Here is a 19679-nt window from a genome sequence, read left to right as displayed (position 1 = left end):
CCGGGCCGTGGTCGTAGGCTCAGCACCGTGCGCCGAGGACTCACAGCACTGCTCGCCCTGACCGGAATCCTGCTGACCGGGTGTGGTGCCACCCAGGACGAACGACCGCAGGTGACCTTCTACTCGCACGGGGAATCCGTGCGGGTCTCACCCGTTCGCTACTGCGAGCCGCTCGCGCAGGAGTGCTCCGAACCACGGCCGGGCGCGGTGCGGCATCTCACCGTCCCCGCCGACTCCCCGATGCAGATCTCGGTCTCCGAGGACGTACAGGCCACGCCGTGGCAGGTGGTGTTCAGGTACCGCACCGCTTCGGGTGAGCAGCGGCAGGGCCGCAGCAAGGTCTTCTCCCCCGAGGAGCGCTTCGCCTACACGCTCGACCTGTCCGAACCGGGCGCACGGCTCGAACAGGTCGAGGTACAGCGTTACACGGCCGTGTTCGTGAACGAGCTGGAAAGCCGGCAGTTCGTCATCGGTGGGACCTGGGTGCTGAAAGGTGATCGTCCCGATCCCGCCGAGAGCTGAGCGAACTTCCGCCCGCCGGGCCCCGTCCTCGCCTTCGGAGCGGGCGGGCCGCTCGGGGAACGACCGCTCAGGAACCACCCGGATCGAGCTCGCGCGCGACAGCGCGCACCACGCCGCCGACCCGCTTCGCCACCTTCTTGTCCGGATAGCGTCCCTTGTTCAGCTCGGGAAGCACACTGGACTCGAGCAGCTTGATCATGTCGTCGACCATGCCGTGCAGCTCGTCGGCAGGGCGTCGACGGGCTTCCACCACCGAGGGCGGTGGGTCCAGCAACTGGACGCGCAGCGCCTGTGGACCGCGACGCCCCTGGGCCATGTCGAAATCGACACGCTGACCCGTTTTGAGCGCCTCGACCCCGGACGGCAGCGCGGAGGCCCGCACGTACACGTCCTCCCCACCGTCCTGGGTCACGAAGCCGAAGCCCTTATTCGCGTCGTACCACTTGACCCTGCCGGTCGGCACAGTCCTCACCGTTCCCTGTCAGATACGTGTTCCCGCCCGCACTCCGGAGGACGTGCGGCCGGCGGGAAACGCTGTTGCCTACGTTCGGTTGTTGCCAATGCGCGCCGACGCCGATCGGAGCTGTCCCGGCACGACGAACGCGCCCCGGATACGCCTACCTGCCTCGCAGGCACTGCGAGCCTGTTGCGGTAATTGCGTTCCAGGACGCGTCACCTCAAGCGTACCCGTCCGGGGAAGCGCGACAACGTCTCAGGCGGGGCCGCGTCCGCCGCCGGAGGCAGCCCGAAACCGAAGAGGTCTTCGACACGGCGGCACGGACGGGGATCGTCGCACCGCATAGGGTGGCCGCATGAGCACATCCACACGCAGCAGCGCTATGCCGGTGGCCGTGGGCCTGTTCTGCGTCGGTCTGGTCGTCGTCCTGGTCATATTCGGCATGTCGATCGCCGGGTACCGGGACCTGCCGTGGTGGCTCAACGCCATGACGATGCTGTGTCCACTGGGTCTGGCCGTCGGTCTCGTGTCGGCCCTCGCGCGGGCCCGGCACGGGAGCTCCTTGACGCGAAACTGATTCGTACCGAAAATCCCGGTGTTGTATTCCTCACAGGCGGTGAAGGTGGAGTCATGAACGACACCGGGAACGGGCGGAGCGCACAACGCACCGAATTCCACTCCCTGCGCGCGGGCGGAGTGAACTGGGACTCGCTCCCGCTCCGGTTGTTCGACAAGGGCAACGCCAAGTTCTGGAACCCGTCCGAGATCGACTTCTCCGGGGACGCCGCCGACTTCCGGGCCCTCACCGAGGAGGAGCAGTACAGCGTCGCGCTGCTGTGCGCGCAGTTCATCGCGGGCGAGGAGGCCGTCACCGAGGACCTGCGGCCGTTCATAGCCGCCATGGGCGCCGAGGGACGGTTCGCCGACGAGATCTACCTGAGCCAGTTCGCCTTCGAGGAGGCCAAGCACACCCAGGTGTTCCGGCTCTGGTTGGACGCGGTCGGCATCACCGAGGACCTGCACCACCACGTCGAGGACAACCCCGGTTACCGGACGATCTTCTACGAGGCCCTGCCCGAGTCGCTGGAGACCCTGCACCACGACCCGAGCCCGGCCAACCAGGTGCGCGCCTCGGTCACCTACAACCACGTCGTCGAGGGAACGCTGGCGCTGACCGGCTACTACGCCTGGAACAAGATCTGCCGCGCCCGCGGCATCCTGCCCGGGATGCAGGAGGTGATCCGCAGGATCGGCGACGACGAGCGCAGGCACATGGCCTGGGGAACGTTCACCTGTCGCAGGCACGTGGCGGCCGACGAGCGGCACTGGGAAACCGTCCAGCAGCGGATGGACGAACTGCTGCCGCACGCGGTGGAGCAGATCCAGTGGCGCCCGGAGGGGGCGGGCGATCGGGAGCCGTTCGGGCTCGACGTCGAGGAGCTGTCCGCCTACGCCTCGGACCGCGCGGGCAGGCGGCTGGGGGCCATCTCCGCGGCCAGGGGAGCCGACCTCGCTCGGATCGACGTGGACGCGACCCCGGAGCGGTTGGAGGAACGGTTCGGGGCCGAGGACGCAGCCGCGCTCGACGCGCTCGGCGGCGCCTCGGAGGGAGGCTGAGCAGCGGCCCCGTTCACCGGCCGCTCACCGGTCTCTTGGGGACAACTCCCAGTTATAGGCAAAATCGGGCCGCCCCGGGGCGTCACGTGTCCAGCCCGAGCAGTCGCACCGCCTGCTCCCGCATCTCCACCTTGCGCACCTTGCCGGTCACCGTCATCGGGAACTCGTCGACCACGTGCACGTACCGCGGGATCTTGTAGTGCGCCAGGCTGCCGGCACAGAACTCCCGCAACGTCTCCGCGGTGAGCTCCTCGGCGCCCTCCCGCATCCGCACCCACGCCATGAGCTCCTCGCCGTAGCGGCTATCGGGCACCCCGATCACCTGCGCGTCCAGCACGTCCGGGCAGGTGTACAGGAACTCCTCGATCTCGCGCGGATAGATGTTCTCCCCACCGCGAATGATCATGTCCTTGATCCGCCCCGTGACGCTCACGTAACCGTGCTCGTCCATCACGGCCAGATCGCCGGTGTGCATCCAGCGTGCGGAATCGATCACCTCGGCGGTCTTGTCCGGCTCGTTCCAGTAGCCGAGCATCACCGAGTACCCCCGGGTGCACAGCTCCCCGGCCTCGCCGCACGGGACGGTCAGGCCGGTGTCCGGATCAACGATCTTGACCTCCAGGTGCGGACCCACCCTGCCCACGGTCGAGACCCGCCGTTCCAGCGAGTCGTCGGCCCTGGTCTGCACCGACACCGGCGAGGTCTCCGTCATCCCGTAGCAGATGGCGACCTCGGTCATGCCCATCCGCTCGATGACCTGCTTCATCACCTCGACCGGGCACGGCGAACCGGCCATGATCCCCGTACGCAGCGAGGACAGGTCGTAGTCGGCGAAGTCCGCCAGCCCGAGCTCGGCGATGAACATCGTGGGCACCCCGTACAGGGAGGTGCAGCGCTCGGCCTGCACCGCACCGAGCGCGGCCGAGGGCTCGAAACCCTCCGCGGGGATCACCATCGTCGCGCCGTGACTGGTGCAGGCCAGGTTGCCCATGACCATCCCGAAGCAGTGGTAGAAGGGCGGAACGATCGCCACGCGGTCGGCCTCGGTGTAGCCGCACAGCTCGCCGACGAAGAACCCGTTGTTCAGGATGTTGTGGTGCGACAGGGTCGCCCCCTTGGGAAACCCCGTTGTCCCCGAGGTGTACTGGATGTTGACCGGGTCGTCGGCGGAGAGTCCCGCCTCCACCTCGGCCAGTCCGCCCCTGTCGGAGACGGTGTCGAACAGCCCCGCCCACCGGTCGCCGCCGAGGAAGACGACCTGCTCCAGCGCGGCACAGCGCGGGCGGACCCGTTCGACCATGTCCACGTAGTCGGAGCTCTTGAACCGCTCGGCCGCGATCAGCATCCGGACCCCGGCCTGGTTGAGCACGTACTCCAGCTCGTGCACCCGGTACGAGGGGTTGATGTTGACCAGGATCGCGCCGATCCGGGCGGTGGCGTACTGCACCAGCGTCCACTCCGCCCTGTTCGGAGCCCAGACACCGACCCGGTCTCCCTTGGAGATCCCCGCCGCCAGCAGGCCGAGCGCCAGGGAATCGACATCGGCCACGAACTCCCGGTAGGTCCAGCGGCGTCCCGTGGCGAACTCGACCAGCGCGTCCCGCTCCGGGAAGCGTTCGGCCGTGCGCAGCAGGTCGGCTCCGATCGTGTCGCCGATGAGCGCGACGTCCGAGGTTCCGGAGGCATAGCTGCGCCACGCGGGCGCCCCCACCGATTCGTCGTGTTCGGTCTCCAGCACGGTTCCCTCCCGATCGAGCCACGCCGGTGTGTTCGAGGGCACATGATCGCTCAGACGAACGGCGCAGTCGAGCCCGGCAACGAATCCCGCTCGCGTCGGGACCGCATCTCGGAGACCGAGCGGGCGAGGCCCTACTAGCATCGTGATCGTGGACGCCTACGTAGTCGACTCCTTCACCGACCGGCCGTTCGCGGGCAACCCCGCCGGGGTGGTCCTGCTGGACGAACCGGCCGACAGCACGTGGATGCAGCACGCGGCAGCCGAGTTCAACCACTCGGAAACCGCGTTCGTGGTCGTGGGAGGTCCCGCGGGCGAGGCCAAACCGCTGCGCTGGTTCACCCCGACCACCGAGGTCGACCTCTGCGGGCACGCGACGCTGGCCACCGCGCACGTGCTCGGCGGCGAACAGCGGTTCGACACCCGGAGCGGCGAACTCGGGTGCTCGGTGCGCGAGGACGGGATGATCGAGCTGGACTTCCCCGCCCAACCGTGCTCCCCGACCGAGGGGACCGGGGTGCTGTCGGCGCTGGGACAGCTGTCGGACGAGCAGGTCGAGCACGTCGCACGCAGCGAGTCCGACCTGATCGTCGAGCTCTCCGACGCGTCCCTGGTGCGCCAACTGCGTCCGGACATGTCCGCGCTCGCCCGCGTCCCCGGACGCGGGACAACCGTCACGGCGCGGGGTGATCGCCCCGGGGTCGACGTCGTCAGCAGGTTCTTCGCCCCGTCGGTCGGCGTTCCGGAGGACCCGGTCACCGGATCAGCGCACTGCGCGCTCGCACCCTGGTGGGCCGAGCGGCTCGGCCGCACCGAACTGCTCGCCGAACAGGCCTCCCCGCGCGGGGGAACCGTGCTGATGCGCCCGCACGGGGACCGGGTGGCGCTGGCGGGCCACGCCGTCACGGTGCTCCGCGGAGCACTGTCCGACGGAGCCCGCGCACCGCTTTCCCGTTAGAGCCCGCGAGAGGGTACGCCCCCGCACCGCCACACACCGACCGGCCGGTTCCCCCGACCACCGATCTGGGGGAGTACCCCGAGTCGTTCCGCCCCGCCGGCTGGCAGTGTGGTGTCATGCGACTGTTGTTCAACATCGTCTGGCTGGTGCTCAGCGGGCTGTGGATGGCGATCGGCTACGCCTTCGCCGGAATCCTGCTGTGCGTGACGATCATCGGAATCCCCTTCGGAATCGCCTCGTTCCGCATGGCGAACTTCGCGCTGTGGCCGTTCGGGCGGCAGCTGGTCGAGGAGGACGGGAGCGGAGTGTTCTCGGCCATCGGGAACGTGCTCTGGGTCGTCCTCGCGGGCTGGTGGCTGGCCATCGGTCACATCGTGACGGGGGTGGCCATGTGCGTGACGATCATCGGAATCCCCCTCGGTCTCGCCAGTTTCAAGCTCGTTCCCGTCTCACTGTTCCCGCTCGGCAAGCGCATCGTCGACACCGACGACGCACACGCCCTGATCCCGCGCCCCTGACCCGACCACGCGCCGTCCGACGGCGCAGGAAGCTCCCGGGCCGGGGCTCCTCGAGGTCCCGGGCCGCGGACGCGAACTCGGGGAAGCGAAGCGGCCCCTGATCAGTCGAACGGGTTCGCGACCCGTCCGACCAGATCCGCCACGGAGTCGATGACCCTCGTGGGCCGGTACGGGAACAGCTCGGCCGTGTGCTGCCCGGAGATCCCCGACAGCACCAGGATCGTCTGCAGGCCGGACTCCAGCCCCGAGCGCACGTCGGTGTCCATCCGGTCCCCGATCATCAGCGTGTTCTCGGAGTGCGCCCTGATCTCACGCAGGGCCGAGCGCATCATCAGCGGATTCGGCTTGCCCACGTAGTACGGCTCGCTGCCGGTCACCCGTTCGATCAGCGCCGCGACCGCTCCCGTGGCGGGCAACGTCCCCTCCCGGCTGGGGCCCTTCTCGTCCGGATTGGTGGCTATGAAACGCGCGCCGCTCTCCACCAACCGGATGGCCTTGGTGATCGCCTCGAAACTGTAGCTCCGGGTCTCCCCGAGAACCACGTAGTCCGGCTCGCGGTCGGTGAGCACGTAGCCGATGTTGTGCAGCGCCGTGGTCAGCCCGGACTCGCCCACCACGAAGGCGGACCCCCCGGGGCGCTGCTTGTCCAGGAACTGCGCAGTGGCCAGCGCGGAGGTCCAGATGGACGACTCCGGCACGTCGAGACCACTCCGCATCAGTCGTGCTCGCAGGTCACGCCTGGTGTACACGGAGTTGTTGGTGAACACCATGAACGGCAAGCCGTTCTCGTGCAGATCGTTCAGGAAGGCGTCGGCGCCGGGAACCATGTGCTCCTCGTGCACCAGCACGCCGTCCATGTCCATCAGATAAGTCCAGGGAGATACCTCAGTCACGCCCTCGATCATCCATCCGACACCGGGTGCACGGCCACCTCGGTCGCCTTAACGACGAAAAACACCTCCTCGCCCGTCCCCAGACCGAGCTCGGCCACGGCCGACGGAGTCACGTCGGCCGCGAGTGCGACACCGGATCCGGGCGGACCGTGCTCGCCGCGCAGCCTGATCGCGTCCCCGCGGGGTTCGATGCCCACCAGGCGAACCGCGAGCACGTTGCGCGGGCTCCCCTCCGGCCTGGCGCGGTGCACGGCCACCGCCGTGGGGGAGAAGGTCGCGGCGGCGGGAGCGCCGGGGTCGACCCTCTCGACCACGTGACCGCGAAGACGGCCTCCGGCCAGTTCCACTCCCCGCTCCGTCGCCCTCCCCGCGACCAGGTTCAGTCCGGCGACCCGCGCGGTGAAGGCGGTTCTCGGCCTGGCGAGCACATCACCGGTGCGCCCGCGTTCCACCACACCGCCCTCGTCCAGCACCAGCACCCGGTCCGCGAGCACCACCGCGTCCAGCACGTCGTGGGTGACCAGCACGCAGGGACCGCGCTGAGCACCGAGCGCCCGGTGCAGCAGACCGCGCATCGCCGGGGCTGCATCGACGTCCAGCGCGGACAGGGGCTCGTCCAGCAGCAGCACGTCGGGGTCGGCGGCCAGCGCCCGCGCCAGGGCCACGCGCTGCGCCTGTCCCCCGGACAACCGGGCGGGGGCGCGTCCGGCGAGCTCACCCAGGCCCAGTCGTTCCAGCCAGTCCCGGGCGGTCCGCCTGGCCCGGCGTTTGCGGGTTCCCGCCGCCCGCGGTCCGAACGCCACGTTGTCCAGGGCGGACAGGTGCGGGAACAGCATGGCGCGCTGGGCCAGCAGCCCCACCGACCTGCGGTGCGTGGGCAGGTCGATCCCCCGGTCCGTGTCCAGCCAGGTGCGTTCGCGCAGCCGCACGCGGCCTCGTTCGGGAAGCACGCTCCCAGTCAGCGCGGACAGCAGCGTCGACTTGCCCGCCCCGTTCGGCCCGAGCACGGCCAGCACCTCTCCTGCGGGGACCCGCAGGTCCACGTCCAGGGTGAACGTCGACCGGGGGACCCGGAGCTCCGCGGACAGGCCGTCGGGAGCATCGTCGCCGGGGCGGGGTTCGCCGTTCCACGTGACGCGCCCTTCCCCCTCCGGGGCCGGGTTCCTGTCCTCAGCCACGGCCCTGCACTCCTCCCGGACGGGCGACGAGGATCACGAGGAGGGCTACCCCCACCAGCAGCAGCGACATCGCCACCGCGGCGTCCACATCGGCCTGGGCCTCGGTGTAGACGGCGAGCGGCAGAGTCCTGGTGGTGCCGCGCAGGCTGCCCGCGAAGGTTATGGTCGCTCCGAACTCGCCCAGCGCGCGGGCGAACGTCAGCACCAGACTCGACCCCAGCGCGGGCAACAGCATCGGAAGGGTGACCCTGCGGAACGTCAACCACGGACCGGCGCCCAGCGTGGCCGCGATCCGCTCGTACTCCGTTCCCGCCGCGCGCAGGGCCCCCTCCAGCCCCATCACCAGGAAGGGCATGGCCACGAAGGTCTGGGCGAGCACCACCGCCGTCGTGGTGTACGGAATGGTCAGACCGAACCGCTCGTCCAGGAGACTCCCCACCGGTCCGGTACGTCCGAGCAGGTAGAGCAGTGCCAGTCCACCCACGACGGGAGGAAGCACCAGCGGGAGCAGCACGGCTCCCCGGACCAGCCGCGTTCCCGGGAACCGCGCACGGGCCAGTACCACGGCGAGCGGGGCTCCGAGCAGCACGGAAAGCAGCGTCGCGGTCACCGCGGTCCGCAGCGACAGCTCCAGGGCGGACAGGGCCGCCGGGCTGGTCAGCAGCGCGGGCAGCCCGGCCGGGTCCACGCGTGCGAACAGACCGAGCACCGGAAGCACGATCAGCCCCAGCGCGCACGAGGCGGGCAACCACAGCGGCGCGGGCACCCCCACGACACGCTCGGAGGACTGCTTCCTCCGCCGCACCGGGCGGAACGGCCTTCCGGTCACGGCGTCCCGAACCCGTGGCGCCGGAGCACCTCGCGGCCCTCTTCCCCGCGGACGAAGTCGGTGAAACGTTGGGCCAGCCGCTGGTGGCCCCCACCGTCGAGGGTCGCGATCGGATACTCGTTCGTCACCTGGTCGGCATCCGGAACGTCCACCCGCCGCACCTCGTCACCCGCCGCGACCGCGTCGGTGACGTAGACCAGCCCGGCGTCGGCCTCGCCCGAGGTGACCTTGTGCAGCACGTCCTTGACGTCGTCCTCCTCGCTGACCGGGCGCAGCCGCACGCCCGAGTTCCGCTCCACTCCTTCGGCGGCCGAACCGCACGGCACCTGGGGAGCGCAGACCACAGCGGACGCTCCGGGGCGCGCGAGGTCGGCGAAGGAGTCGATCCCGGCCGGGTCGTCCGGGGGAGTGACCACGGTCAGCCGGTTGGTCGCGAAGGTGTCCGGTCCGTGCGCCACCGCACCGGCCTCGCGCACCTTGTCCATCATCCCGGTGTTGGCCGAGGCGAAAACGTCCCCCGCTCCGCCCTGCCTGATCTGCTCGGCCAGCATCGACGACCCCTGGAAGTTGAACCGCAGGTCCACCTCGGGGTTCGCCGTGGCGAAGCGGTCCCCGATCTCGCGGAAGGACTCGGTCAACGACGCGGCGGCCAGCACGGTCAGGGTGTCGTCGTCCTCCTCCGCGCTCACCCCGCATCCGGCCACGGCGGACAACAGCGCGAGCAGCAGCGCCAACGAGGGCACGACTCCACGGAACTTCCTCATCTTCCACCTCCGGGCTTCTCCACCACCACCGCCGTGGACTTGACGACCGCGACCGCGAGCACTCCCGGCCGCAGTCCCAGCTCGGTCACGGCCTCGGTACTCATCAGCGAGACGACCCGCTGGGAACCGCACTGCAGCTCGACCTGCGACATCACCTTGTCGGACACGACCTCGGTCACCAGACCGACGAAGCGGTTGCGCGCCGAGCGCTCCACCCCGGACGGGTCGCGGGCCGAGGTGGCCCTGGCCCGCGCGAACTCGGCCAGCACCGAGCCCTCGACGACCAGTCGTCCGGACGGGTCCTGTTCGGCGGGCAACCGCTCGTCGTCCACCCACCTGCGGACGGTGTCGTCGCTGACGCCGATCAGCTCGGCGACTTCGGAAATCCGGTACTGCGGCACGAGGGACACGTTAAAACCGCTCGTGCGGTCAAATCCAGGAAATGCACCCGCAGGAGCGGTTTCGCGGCACTTTTCGTGTCTTCCTCCGAACCGGGCCGGGCCACGAGGGCCCCTCCGGGTCCGGTGCTACGAAAACCCGCTCGTGCGATCGATTTCCCCCCGTCAGGAGAGTTACGCTCGGGACGTGACTTCCGTAGACCTGGGCATCCCGGTTGCCCGCCGAACGATCGACACGTCGGCGCGCCCGGATACGCCGTACCTGGTCGACCGCTTCGGACGAGTCGCGACCGACCTGCGGGTGTCCCTGATCGACAAATGCAATCTGCGCTGCACCTACTGCATGCCCGCCGAGGGCCTGCCGTGGATGAAGCGGTCCGAGATGCTCGACACCGGTGAGATGATCCGCCTGATCGGCTTGGCGGTGCGCGAGCTCGGGATCACGAACGTGCGCTTCACCGGTGGGGAGCCGCTGCTGCGCCAGGACCTGGTGGACATCATCACGGCCACCAGCGCACTGCCCGAAGCTCCCAGGACCTCGTTGACCACCAACGGGATCAACCTCGGCAGGTTCGCCGAGCAGCTCGCCGGGAGCGGGCTGGACAGGGTCAACATCTCCCTGGACACATTGGACCGCGAGACCTTCCACGGTCTGACCCGCAGGGACCGCTTCGAGGACGTGATCGCCGGCCTCGAGGCGGCGAAGGAGCACGGGCTGGAGCCGGTGAAGGTGAATTCCGTCCTGCTGCGCGGCGTCAACGATCACGAAGCCTGTGACCTGCTGCGCTACTGCCTGGAGCGGGGATATCAACTGCGTTTCATCGAACAGATGCCGCTGGATCCGCAGCACGGGTGGGATCGCGCGGAGATGGTCACCGCGGACGAGATCCTGCGTCTGCTCGGCGAGGAGTTCTCGCTGACCCCGCACACGGCCGAACGCGGCTCGGCTCCGGCCGAGCGCTGGCTGGTGGACGGCGGACCGGCCACCGTCGGTGTCATCGGTTCGGTGACCAGACCGTTCTGCGCGACCTGTGATCGCACCAGGCTCACGGCCGACGGGCAGTTGCGTTCCTGCCTGTTCTCCCAGACGGAGACGAACCTGCGTGAGCCGATGCGCGAGGGTGTCGAGGACGCGGAACTGGCCACCATGTGGCGGGAAACCATGTGGGCGAAGGCGGCCGGGCACGGCATGGACCGGGAGGACTTCGTCCAGCCCGCGCGTCCGATGAGTTCGATCGGCGGGTAGTCGACCTTGGGCGAGCAGCGGAACACGACGGACCCCCTCCGTGGAGCGGGCACCGGCTCTTCCACGGAGGACACGTCCGCATCGAGCGCGAGTACCGCCACGGTGCGGGTGCGCTACTTCGCCGGGGCCCGGGCCGCTGCCGGCGTACCGGAGGAGCGGCTGCGGGTGACCCCTTCCGCGGCGGCGTCCACGACATCGGTGACGGTCGCCGATGTGGTCCGGACGGTGCTCGCCTCGCACGGTGACGCACTCGCCCGCGTGATGGGCGCCTGCGGCTTCCTCGTCGACGGCGTCGCGGTACGCGAGGAAGGCGCGCCCGTGGCGGACGGGGCGGAGTTCGATGTGCTTCCGCCCTTCGCGGGCGGCTGAGGACTTCCGGGCGGCCACGCGGGCAGCGGTGCACCGGCGCGCCGGCTGGAGCCCCTGCTCGAACGGCCCACCGGGGAGGCGGTGCTTCTCGCGCCGCCGTGCTTCTCAGGGGGATCGCCACTCGCGGACGACCGTTCGGCGGTGGGTGAGTGGCGGCGTGTCGCCCGAAAGGATCAGCAACACGGTGATCCCCGTGATCTCGAGTTGATCCACCCTCGGGTATGATCGGGTTCACGGGATTGGACTGTCGCGCCGGTTCGCCGGTTCCGTCCCCCGGTTTCTCCGAGGTCTGCCGTGCCACGGCAACTCGGTCGTCGCGATCCCGTTCGGGCACGACGGCCTGTACCGGGCACGACGATCCGTGTCGCGTATGACGACGGAGTCTCGCGCGGAGCGAGCCGCGCTCGGAACGAGCGACGCACAATTTAATGGCACGGCGTGTCGCTCTCACTCTGTTGCGTGATTTACACGAGCCTTCTCCGCGTGGAGCCGGTCGCGAGCTTCAGCCATTCTCCAAAAGGGTGAAGGATCACTCGATGAACCCTTTTCGGATACGTTTCGCGACCATGAACCTGCGATGTGTAACGAGTTCACGAAAGCCTTGAACCTGCGAACTCGAACCGAAAAAATGGCGAATCTGACGTAACACCGGACGTAACGAGCCTTCGACGGCAGAGCGGAAGAGTGAGCCACACCTCACCGCGAGTGATCGATATCGACTAGAAAACAAGTTGATAACAACGCTGTGCGCTGCATAAACACCCTTGATCGCACCCCCCGGTTCATACGTTACTGTGACTAGCGTCACATTCCATTAAGTTTCCGTTCGCTTGCTTGATTACGTACTGTTCCCACCGGTCGGCCCCGAACCGGCCGGATCAACGAAAAATAGGGGAAGCCCGCAGCGCCGATCCCTGCCCGGCGGGCTTCCTACCCCCGAACGAAACGAAACCGGGCAGGGACGGGAATCCGCGGAGCGCCCCGAGGCTCCACGGATGACACGGGTTCCGCGGAATCCACCGGAAACGCCCGAACACGGTTCCGGAGAACTCCCGCAAGCGCGGCAGGAGAGAGGGACATGGCTCGTTACAAGGGCAAACACCGTAAGTCTTCCAATTTCACCCGAAACGCCGCACGAGTGGCCATCGCCGGTGCCGTGGTCGCCACGCCGCTCGCGGTTGCCACCCCGGCGAGCGCGGCGGACTGGGACGAGTTGGCCCAGTGTGAGTCCAGCGGCGACTGGCAGATCAACACCGGCAACGGCTTCTACGGCGGCCTGCAGTTCACCCCCTCGACCTGGTCCGCCTTCGGCGGTGACCAGTACGCCTCGAACGCGCACAAGGCCAGCCGCTCCGAGCAGATCGCCGTCGCCAAGAAGGTGCTCGCCGCGCAGGGCCCCGGTGCTTGGCCCGGTTGCACCGCCAAGACCAACTGGGTCAACGGCAGCACGAGCGGCACGGGAAGCGTCTCCGGCAGCTCCTCCTCCCAGAGTGAAACCACCACCAGCAGTCAGCCCTCGCAGCAGAGCGACTCGGGCGAGCAGGAGGCCAGGGCTTCCCAGCAGAGCACGTCCTCCCAGGAGTCCAGCGTGCGCTCCAACGGTGCCGACTACACCGTCGAGTCCGGTGACACGCTGAGCGGTATCGGCAACCAGTTCGGAGTGAACTACCAGGACATCTTCGAGCGCAACAACGACGTGCTGGACAGCCCGGATCTCATCTTCCCCGGGCAGCAGCTCGACATCCGCTGATCGGACGCGGCCCCGAACCGCGTTCGCCAGCCGTCCTCTCGAAGCGGCTCCCGAGCCGGGTGTTCGGATCGAGCAGCGTGGTGCTCCATCCGTGAACCGGACGCCCTGCCCGGCGGAACGGTCGACACGGTCGTCCGCGCACCCGCTCGGGCCGCCGCGATGAGGACTCCGAAGCTCGGGGCCCCGCCGCCTTCCCCCAGCGGCGGGGCCCCGTTCCACCTTCGCGGCCGGTCCGGGCCCGGACCGGCCGCAGCCGCTCCCGAGACACGCTCCGAAAAGCGGCGCCACCGCTCAGCAGGCACCACCCGAGCGGTCGGCACCGCCGCACAACAAGACCGGCCGACCTTCACTAAGGGCAGTTGACCCACTCCTCCTGCCCGTCCTCGAAAACCTGGCGCTTCCACACCGGAAGCCGCCGTTTCACTTCGTCGACGAGCTCGGAGCAGGCGTCGAAGCCCTGTTTGCGGTGTTCGGCCGATACGGCGCAGCCGAGGGCCACGTCTCCGATCCGCAGCACTCCCGTGCGGTGTTCCACCGCCAGCGCGCGCACTCCGTCCGAGCGGGACGCGACGTCCGCGGCGACTTCGCGGATCACTTCCGCGGCCGAGGGGTGGCTCGTGTATTCCAGTTCGCGGACACCACGGCCGCCGTCGTGGTCGCGCACGGCTCCCGCGAAGGTGACCACGGCCCCTGCCGCACTGTGCCCCACTTCGCGCTCCAGCAGGGGCACGTCGATGTGCTCCTCCTTCATCGCCGCCCGCGAGACCGCTGCCGCACCGCTGCTCCCGGTCTCCGCCGCGTCCCCGTCGGCAGCGGAAACGGCGGTCTCCGGGGCGGGGTCCCCGGCACGCCGGTGGTCTCCTCCGCGCACCTGGTCCAACGCGTGCTCGAGCACTCCGTCCAGCACACCGAGTCCGTCCCGCACCCCGCCGCGGGAACCGGGCAGGTTCACCACCAGCGTTTCACCGGCCACGCCGGCGAGACCGCGCGAGAGCACCGCCGTGGGGACCTCGGGCAGTCCGGCCGTGCGCAGCGCTTCGGCCAGCCCCGGGATCGGGAGGTCCAGCAGTTCCGCTGTCATCTCGGGGGTGCGGTCCGTGGGGCTGATGCCGGTTCCGCCCGTGGTCAGCACCAGATCGACTTTCTCCTCGACCGCGCTTCCCAGCGCAGCGCGCACCGGAGCGCCGTCCGGCACCACCTCGGTGTCGGCGACCCGGAACCCGCGCTCCCGCAGCCAGGAGACGATGATCGGCCCGGTGCGGTCCTCGTAGGTTCCCTCCGCGGCACGGTTCGAAGCGGCGATCACCCGGGCGTGTCGTTCGGTCATGGGTGCCCTTCCCTGAACGTGATCACGGTTGACGTGTCGACGCGCACAATCATCCCCGCGCGTCGTCCCGGACCCACAGCCCCGTCTTGCCGCCCTCTTTGCGCTCCACGCGTACCCCGTCGAGCACGGCGGCCGGGTCCACGGCTTTGACCATGTCGTGCAGCGCCAGCCCGGCACCGGTCACGGCCGTCAACGCCTCCATCTCCACCCCGGTGCGGTCGGTGGTGCGCACGGCCGCGGTGATGTGCACTCGGTCCTCGGCGGTGGCCAGCTCCACGTCCACACCCGCTATGGCGATCGGGTGGCACAGCGGGATCAGGTCGGAAGTGCGCTTGGTGGCCATGATCCCCGCGATGCGCGCGGTCGCGAGCGCGTCGCCCTTCGGGAGGTCGTCCCCACGCAGCCGCGTGATCACTTCGGGCGTGGTGCGCAGAGTGCCGGACGCGACGGCGCGGCGCGCGGTGCTCTCCTTGTCGCCCACGTCGACCATGCGCGCGGCACCGGATTCGTCCACGTGGGTGAGTTCCTGCTCTGACGCCATGCGCCGACCCTACTCGGTGGTGCTCACAGTTTTGCCTAAAACTGTGAGCACCACCGGAGAGATCAGAACCCGGCGTCCTCCTCCATATCGGCGAAACCGGGAACTCCCGCTGCCGCCACGGAGGAACCGGCCGCTCCCCCCTGGCCTCCACCACCGGCTTCGTCCCCGGACACGGCCACCCGGCGGACCGCCTCCGCCACGGTGGGCGAGACGGTGCTGTCGAACACGCTCGGAACGATGAACGAGGCGTTGACGCGGTCGTTGCCGTCCACGACATCGGCGATCGCGTTGGCCGCGGCCAGCATCATCTCGTCGGTGATCTCGTGCGCGTGCGCGTCCAGCAGACCGCGGAAGAAACCGGGGAACGCCAGCACGTTGTTGATCTGGTTCGGGTAGTCGCTGCGGCCGGTGGCCACGACCGTGGCGTGCCGCCGGGCCTCCAGCGGGTCGACCTCGGGATCTGGATTGGCCAGCGCGAAAACGATCGCGTCGTCGTTCATCGTGGCCACGTCCTCCGCGCTGAGCAGATTCGGCGCGGAGACCCCGATGAACACGTCGGCGCCCCGCACGGCGTCCCCGAGCGGGCCGGTACGCCCCTCCGCGTTGGTCTCGGCGGCTATGGCACGCAGGTGCTCGTCGGTGTCTCCCCGACCGTCGTGCACGATCCCGTCGACGTCCACCGCGACGATGTCGGCGGGGTTCTTCTGCCGCAGCAGCCGGATGATCGCCGATCCGGCTGCTCCCACACCGCACACGACCACGCGGCAGTCGGACAGGTCCTTGTCGACCACGCGCAAGGCGTTGCGCAGCGCACCGAGCACCACGATCGCGGTGCCGTGCTGATCGTCGTGGAAGACCGGGATGTTCAACCGCTCCCGGAGCCGCGCTTCGATCTCGAAGCAACGCGGCGCGGCGATGTCCTCGAGGTTGATCCCACCGTAGGCCGGAGCGATCAGCTCGGCGGTCCGGATGATCTCCTCGGTGTCCTGGGTGTCCAGGCACACCGGCCAGGCGTTGACGCCGGCGAACTTCTTGAACAGCGCCGCCTTGCCCTCCATCACGGGCAGGGCGGCCTCGGGGCCGATGTTGCCGAGGCCGAGGACGGCGGAGCCGTCCGTGAGAACGGCGACCGAGCTGCGTTTGACGGTCAGCCGCCGCGCGTCCTCCGGATTCTTGGCGATCGCCGTGCACACCCGGGCCACTCCCGGCGTGTAGGCGCGGGAGAGGTCGTCCCGGTTCGCCAGAGCTACCTTGGAATTGACCTCGATCTTGCCGCCGAGGTGGACCAGGAAGGTCCGGTCGGAGACCTTGCGGACACGTGCCCCCGGCAGCGCTTCGAGCGCCTCGGTGATGTCGTCGGCGTGGTCCGCCGACAACGAATTGCAGGTTATGTCGACCACTATGCGATCGGCGTGCGATTCGACGACGTCGAACGCCGTTATCACCGCACCCGTACGACCGACCGCCGTGGTCAGGTCACCGGCCGCTGTGGCCGAGGGAGGAGCCTCGACGCGAACGGTGATCGAATAACCCGGACCTGGAACCGGCATGTAGCACCTCTGTCAGTGATGAGCTCTCGCGAAACCCTGTGGCCCGACCGAGACTAGAACTCACCACCGCGGAAGCACTGCCACCCCACCGTTCCGATGCGGGTGATTTCCGGCACGCGATCCGTTTGGAGGGCCGACGGCCCGGTTCGCTCGGCGGACGGGGTGGCGCGCTCCGGCGCCGGGAAAAAGCCCCGACCAACCGCGGGCACGACCGGAGAGCCGTCAACACGACCGGAAAGCACCGGTCAACGGAGACCGGTCACTTGTTGATCTCGGTGTGCGGGTGCTCGTAGGGAAGCGCACCCTCGGAGAGCGGAAAGGTGACGTCGCCGAAGGGTGACATGGCCCCCTGCCGATCGGCCAGGAACTCGCTGACGGGGTGCTCACCCTCGTGCGGCCATTCCGGGTCGATGCGCTCGTTCTTGGACTTGTTCGCGTCGGCCACGCCAACCTCCTTTACCGGACCGTTCCCACGATCTCGCCGCGTACCCGGGCGCCCCGGCGTCACCTGCCGCACGAAGAGCTTCCCAAGCCTGCTCGTCCACCGACCAGTTTGCCTGAAGCTCCGCGGCCCCCGGTCGCTACCCCCTCTCCCGGAGAGCCGCGTATCACACGTCGGATCTCCGCGGGAGGGCACGGGTATGTTGGAGGAGATGCCCCCGAAATCCGCGTCGCAGGACCCGTCGACGTACGACGCCGAGCCGCTCGCCCGCGCGCTGCGTGCCTCCGACGACGAGCAGCTGCTCGAGCTGTTCCGGCTGCGCCCCGACCTGGCCACACCACCGCCCACGGACGCCGCTGTGCTCGCCAGGCGCGCGATGGCGCGTGCTTCGGTGGCCCGCGCCTGCGAGGACCTCGACTCGTTCACGCTCACCGTGCTCGAAGCGCTCGTGCTGCTCGACGCGGACGAGCACGAGGTGCCGGTGGAACGTCTCAGCGGATTCCTCGGGCAGGACGTCACCGAACGGCAGGCTGCCTCCCGGGTCGGGGTGCTGCGCGCCCGGGCGCTCGTGTGGGGCGGGGACGGATCGATCCGAATGGTCCCCACTGTTCGGGAGACGACGCGCGCCCACCCCGGCGGGCTCGGGACCCCCGCAGCGGAACTGTCCGAACAACGCGCGCACGAGCTCCTGGGGGAGCTGGACGACGAGGAGCGCCGGGTGGTGGACAAGCTCGCCGGGGCGTCCCCGCTCGGCCGCACCGGGGAAGTCCGCCGGGACGCGGAACGCGGGCAGCGGCCCACTCCGATCCAGCGGCTGCTCGACCGGGGACTGCTGCTCCGCCGGGACGAGGAAACGGTGGAGCTCCCCAGGCAGCTCGGGCTGGCCGCGCGAGGTCCGGAGCGCCCGATGGGCGAGGTCGAGACCGCGGAACCGACCCTCGAACTCACCGAGCACGGGCAGGAGCGGATCGACGGGGCCGCCGCGGGCGAGCTCCTCGAACTGAACAGGCACGTCGAACTGCTGCTCGACTCGTGGGGGCAGGATCCCCCGGACGTGCTGCGCTCCGGCGGCATCGCCGTGCGCGACATACGCCGCACCGGCAAGGAGCTCAACATCACCGAGAACCGCGCGGCGCTGCTGGCCGAGCTGGTGGTGGCCGCCGGGCTCGTCGACACGAGCGGGGAGGAGGACCCGCAGTGGGCCCCGACCGTGCGGGCCGACACGTGGCTGGCGTCCTCCCCGGAGCAGCGCTGGGCCGCGCTCGCCGCCTCCTGGCTCGACCTGCCCCGCCTCCCGGGGCTCGTGGGGGCCCGCGACGAGCGGGGGCGGCTGCTCGGCCCGTTGTCCGAAGGGCTGCGGCGTCCCAACGCGGCGGGGGAACGTCGTCGTGTGCTGGAACTCGTCGACGAACAGCCCTCCGGGTACGGAGTACGACGCGACGCCGACGTCGCCGCCGTGCTGGCCTGGCGCGCCCCGCGGCGCGGCGGGGCGCTGCGCGACGAGACGGTGCGCTGGACGCTGTCCGAGGGGATCACTCTCGGCGTGGTGGCGGCCGGTGGGCTGTCCTCCGGTGGACGCGCCCTGCTGGCCGGGGACGAGAACGCCGCGGCCGAGATGATGGGCCGCGCGATCCCGGAACCGGTCGACCACGTGCTGGTCCAGGCGGACCTGACGATCGTCGCGCCGGGCAGGCTCGAACCCGAACTGGCCCGGGAGATGGATCTGGTCGCCGACGTCGAATCGGCGGGCAGCGCGACCGTCTACCGGATCGGCGAGGCGAGCGTGCGCAGGGCGTTGGACGCGGGGCGGAGCAGCGAGCAGCTGCACGAACTGTTCCGGACGCGCTCCCGCACCCCGGTTCCGCAGGGGCTGAGCTACCTCATCGACGACACCGCCCGCAGGCACGGCAGGCTCCGCGCGGGCACGGCTTCGTCGTTCCTGCGCTGTGAGGACCCCGTGGTGATCACCGAGGTGCTCGGCAGGTCCGATCTCGGTGGGCTCGCGCTGCGCCGGATAGCCCCTACCGTGCTGATCAGCCCGCTTCCGCTGGAGGAGCTGGTCGACGAACTGCGCGCGGCCGGCTACGCCCCGGTCGCCGAGGGCTCCGACGGCGGGGTGCTGGACCTGCGGCCCAGCGCCCGGCGGATCCGGGGGCGTGGCAGGTACGGAGGTCAGCCCGGCGACCCGACCGGCCCCGGCCATCCGAGCGAGCAGCAGCTCGCCGAGCGGGTGCGCACGCTGCGCGCCGGGGACCAGGCAGCGAACGTGCGGGGCAACAAGCTCGCCCCCGAGAAGGGGCGCCCCAGCGCGAACGCGACGCTGGAGCTGCTCCGCGAGGCGGCCCGGCAGGGGCACAGCGTCTGGCTGGGTTTCGTGGACACCCAGGGAGGTTCGACGCAACGGATCGTGCAGCCGGTCAGCGTCGGCAGCGGGGTCCTGCAGGGCTTCGACTCGTCCCGCGACGAGCTGGGCAACTTCCCGTTGCACAGGATCACGTCCGTCGCGGTCGTGGAGGGCTAGCCCGCCGCCGGTGGATCCCCGGGAACGCACGGTTTCGCGCGAAACCGTGCACACCGGCCCGCGG

The 19679-nt window shown here is 69.8% G+C and carries 20 protein-coding genes; 9 read left to right on the top strand and 11 right to left on the bottom strand.

All coding sequences use genetic code 11. The features are described 5' to 3' along the window. The first annotated feature begins 27 nt into the window (after positions 1-27). Positions 28-522 carry a DUF2771 family protein gene (locus tag FHR84_RS12035; protein ID WP_179535580.1) on the top strand — a complete coding sequence of 165 codons (495 nt, stop codon included), beginning with the start codon at positions 28-30 and terminating at the stop codon, positions 520-522. A gap of 67 nt (positions 523-589) precedes the next feature. Here the strand turns inward: FHR84_RS12035 and FHR84_RS22905 are convergent, their stop codons facing one another. Continuing rightward, entirely contained in the window at positions 590-985 is a 396-nt protein-coding gene (locus tag FHR84_RS22905) for a cold shock domain-containing protein (RefSeq protein ID WP_017973120.1), read from the bottom strand. A 349-nt stretch (positions 986-1334) separates the two neighbouring features. Here FHR84_RS22905 and FHR84_RS12025 point away from each other — a divergent pair, with 349 nt between their 5' ends. Together FHR84_RS12025 and FHR84_RS12020 are read left to right on the top strand one after the other, a co-directional pair. Continuing rightward, positions 1335-1556, top strand: coding sequence for a hypothetical protein (locus FHR84_RS12025; RefSeq protein ID WP_246300498.1), 222 nt, complete (start codon positions 1335-1337; stop codon positions 1554-1556). Positions 1557-1609: 53 nt separating this feature from the next. After that, complete coding sequence (locus FHR84_RS12020; RefSeq protein WP_179535579.1) at positions 1610-2596, top strand: R2-like ligand-binding oxidase; 987 nt, start codon at positions 1610-1612, stop codon at positions 2594-2596. A gap of 82 nt (positions 2597-2678) precedes the next feature. Here FHR84_RS12020 and FHR84_RS12015 read toward each other — a convergent pair whose 3' ends face one another. Further along, positions 2679-4334, bottom strand: a complete 1656-nt coding sequence (locus tag FHR84_RS12015) for an AMP-binding protein (RefSeq protein ID WP_179535578.1) — start codon at positions 4332-4334, stop codon at positions 2679-2681. Positions 4335-4482: 148 nt separating this feature from the next. Here FHR84_RS12015 and FHR84_RS12010 point away from each other — a divergent pair, with 148 nt between their 5' ends. Both FHR84_RS12010 and FHR84_RS12005 read left to right on the top strand, forming a co-directional pair. Beyond that, the gene (locus FHR84_RS12010) at positions 4483-5289 is read left to right on the top strand and encodes a PhzF family phenazine biosynthesis isomerase (RefSeq protein WP_179535577.1); all 807 of its coding nucleotides are present in this window, start codon (positions 4483-4485) and stop codon (positions 5287-5289) included. Positions 5290-5405: 116 nt separating this feature from the next. Further along, positions 5406-5807, top strand: a complete 402-nt coding sequence (locus FHR84_RS12005) for a YccF domain-containing protein (RefSeq protein ID WP_179535576.1) — start codon at positions 5406-5408, stop codon at positions 5805-5807. 101 nt (positions 5808-5908) lie between these two features. Here the strand turns inward: FHR84_RS12005 and FHR84_RS12000 are convergent, their stop codons facing one another. The 5 genes from FHR84_RS12000 to FHR84_RS11980 form a co-directional block, all read right to left on the bottom strand. Beyond that, the gene (locus tag FHR84_RS12000; RefSeq protein ID WP_179535843.1) at positions 5909-6670 is read right to left on the bottom strand and encodes an HAD-IIA family hydrolase; all 762 of its coding nucleotides are present in this window, start codon (positions 6668-6670) and stop codon (positions 5909-5911) included. A gap of 38 nt (positions 6671-6708) precedes the next feature. Continuing rightward, entirely contained in the window at positions 6709-7788 is a 1080-nt protein-coding gene (locus tag FHR84_RS11995) for a sulfate/molybdate ABC transporter ATP-binding protein (RefSeq protein WP_179535845.1), read from the bottom strand. An 82-nt stretch (positions 7789-7870) separates the two neighbouring features. After that, complete coding sequence (locus FHR84_RS11990; protein WP_343075245.1) at positions 7871-8707, bottom strand: ABC transporter permease; 837 nt, start codon at positions 8705-8707, stop codon at positions 7871-7873. Next, positions 8704-9471 carry a molybdate ABC transporter substrate-binding protein gene (gene modA / locus FHR84_RS11985; protein WP_179535575.1) on the bottom strand — a complete coding sequence of 256 codons (768 nt, stop codon included), beginning with the start codon at positions 9469-9471 and terminating at the stop codon, positions 8704-8706. Before modA ends, FHR84_RS11990 begins: the two co-directional genes overlap by 4 nt. Then, complete coding sequence (locus FHR84_RS11980) at positions 9468-9872, bottom strand: TOBE domain-containing protein (protein ID WP_179535574.1); 405 nt, start codon at positions 9870-9872, stop codon at positions 9468-9470. The genes modA and FHR84_RS11980 overlap by 4 nt, the downstream gene beginning before the upstream one ends. Before the next feature lie 184 nt (positions 9873-10056). Here FHR84_RS11980 and moaA point away from each other — a divergent pair, with 184 nt between their 5' ends. The 3 genes from moaA to FHR84_RS22895 all read left to right on the top strand — a co-directional run bounded on the left by moaA (position 10057) and on the right by FHR84_RS22895 (position 13234). Further along, positions 10057-11115: a GTP 3',8-cyclase MoaA gene (gene moaA / locus FHR84_RS11975; protein ID WP_179535573.1), complete on the top strand. Its 1059-nt coding sequence runs from the start codon at positions 10057-10059 to the stop codon at positions 11113-11115. A gap of 6 nt (positions 11116-11121) precedes the next feature. Then, on the top strand, positions 11122-11484 hold the full coding sequence (locus FHR84_RS11970) for a MoaD/ThiS family protein (protein ID WP_179535572.1): 363 nt from the start codon (positions 11122-11124) through the stop codon (positions 11482-11484). A gap of 1078 nt (positions 11485-12562) precedes the next feature. Beyond that, complete coding sequence (locus FHR84_RS22895; protein WP_179535571.1) at positions 12563-13234, top strand: LysM peptidoglycan-binding domain-containing protein; 672 nt, start codon at positions 12563-12565, stop codon at positions 13232-13234. A 349-nt stretch (positions 13235-13583) separates the two neighbouring features. Here FHR84_RS22895 and FHR84_RS11960 read toward each other — a convergent pair whose 3' ends face one another. The 4 genes from FHR84_RS11960 to FHR84_RS11945 form a co-directional block, all read right to left on the bottom strand. Next, on the bottom strand, positions 13584-14561 hold the full coding sequence (locus tag FHR84_RS11960) for a molybdenum cofactor biosynthesis protein MoaE (RefSeq protein ID WP_179535570.1): 978 nt from the start codon (positions 14559-14561) through the stop codon (positions 13584-13586). Between the two features lie 49 nt (positions 14562-14610). Next, positions 14611-15102, bottom strand: coding sequence for a cyclic pyranopterin monophosphate synthase MoaC (moaC, locus tag FHR84_RS11955; protein ID WP_179535569.1), 492 nt, complete (start codon positions 15100-15102; stop codon positions 14611-14613). A 62-nt stretch (positions 15103-15164) separates the two neighbouring features. Next, positions 15165-16652, bottom strand: coding sequence for an NAD-dependent malic enzyme (locus FHR84_RS11950; protein ID WP_179535568.1), 1488 nt, complete (start codon positions 16650-16652; stop codon positions 15165-15167). Between the two features lie 259 nt (positions 16653-16911). Continuing rightward, a complete protein-coding gene (locus FHR84_RS11945) occupies positions 16912-17097 on the bottom strand; it encodes a hypothetical protein (protein ID WP_179535567.1) in 186 nt (61 codons plus the stop codon). Positions 17098-17305: 208 nt separating this feature from the next. Here FHR84_RS11945 and FHR84_RS11940 point away from each other — a divergent pair, with 208 nt between their 5' ends. After that, entirely contained in the window at positions 17306-19615 is a 2310-nt protein-coding gene (locus FHR84_RS11940) for a helicase-associated domain-containing protein (protein ID WP_179535566.1), read from the top strand. Positions 19616-19679 lie beyond the last annotated feature (64 nt).

The sequence above is a fragment of the Actinopolyspora biskrensis genome (genome assembly GCF_013408175.1).
GTDB classification, from domain to species: Bacteria; Actinomycetota; Actinomycetes; order Mycobacteriales; family Pseudonocardiaceae; genus Actinopolyspora; species Actinopolyspora biskrensis.
Note: the sequence above shows the minus strand (reverse complement) of the source record. Positions and strands in the feature narration are given on the sequence as shown.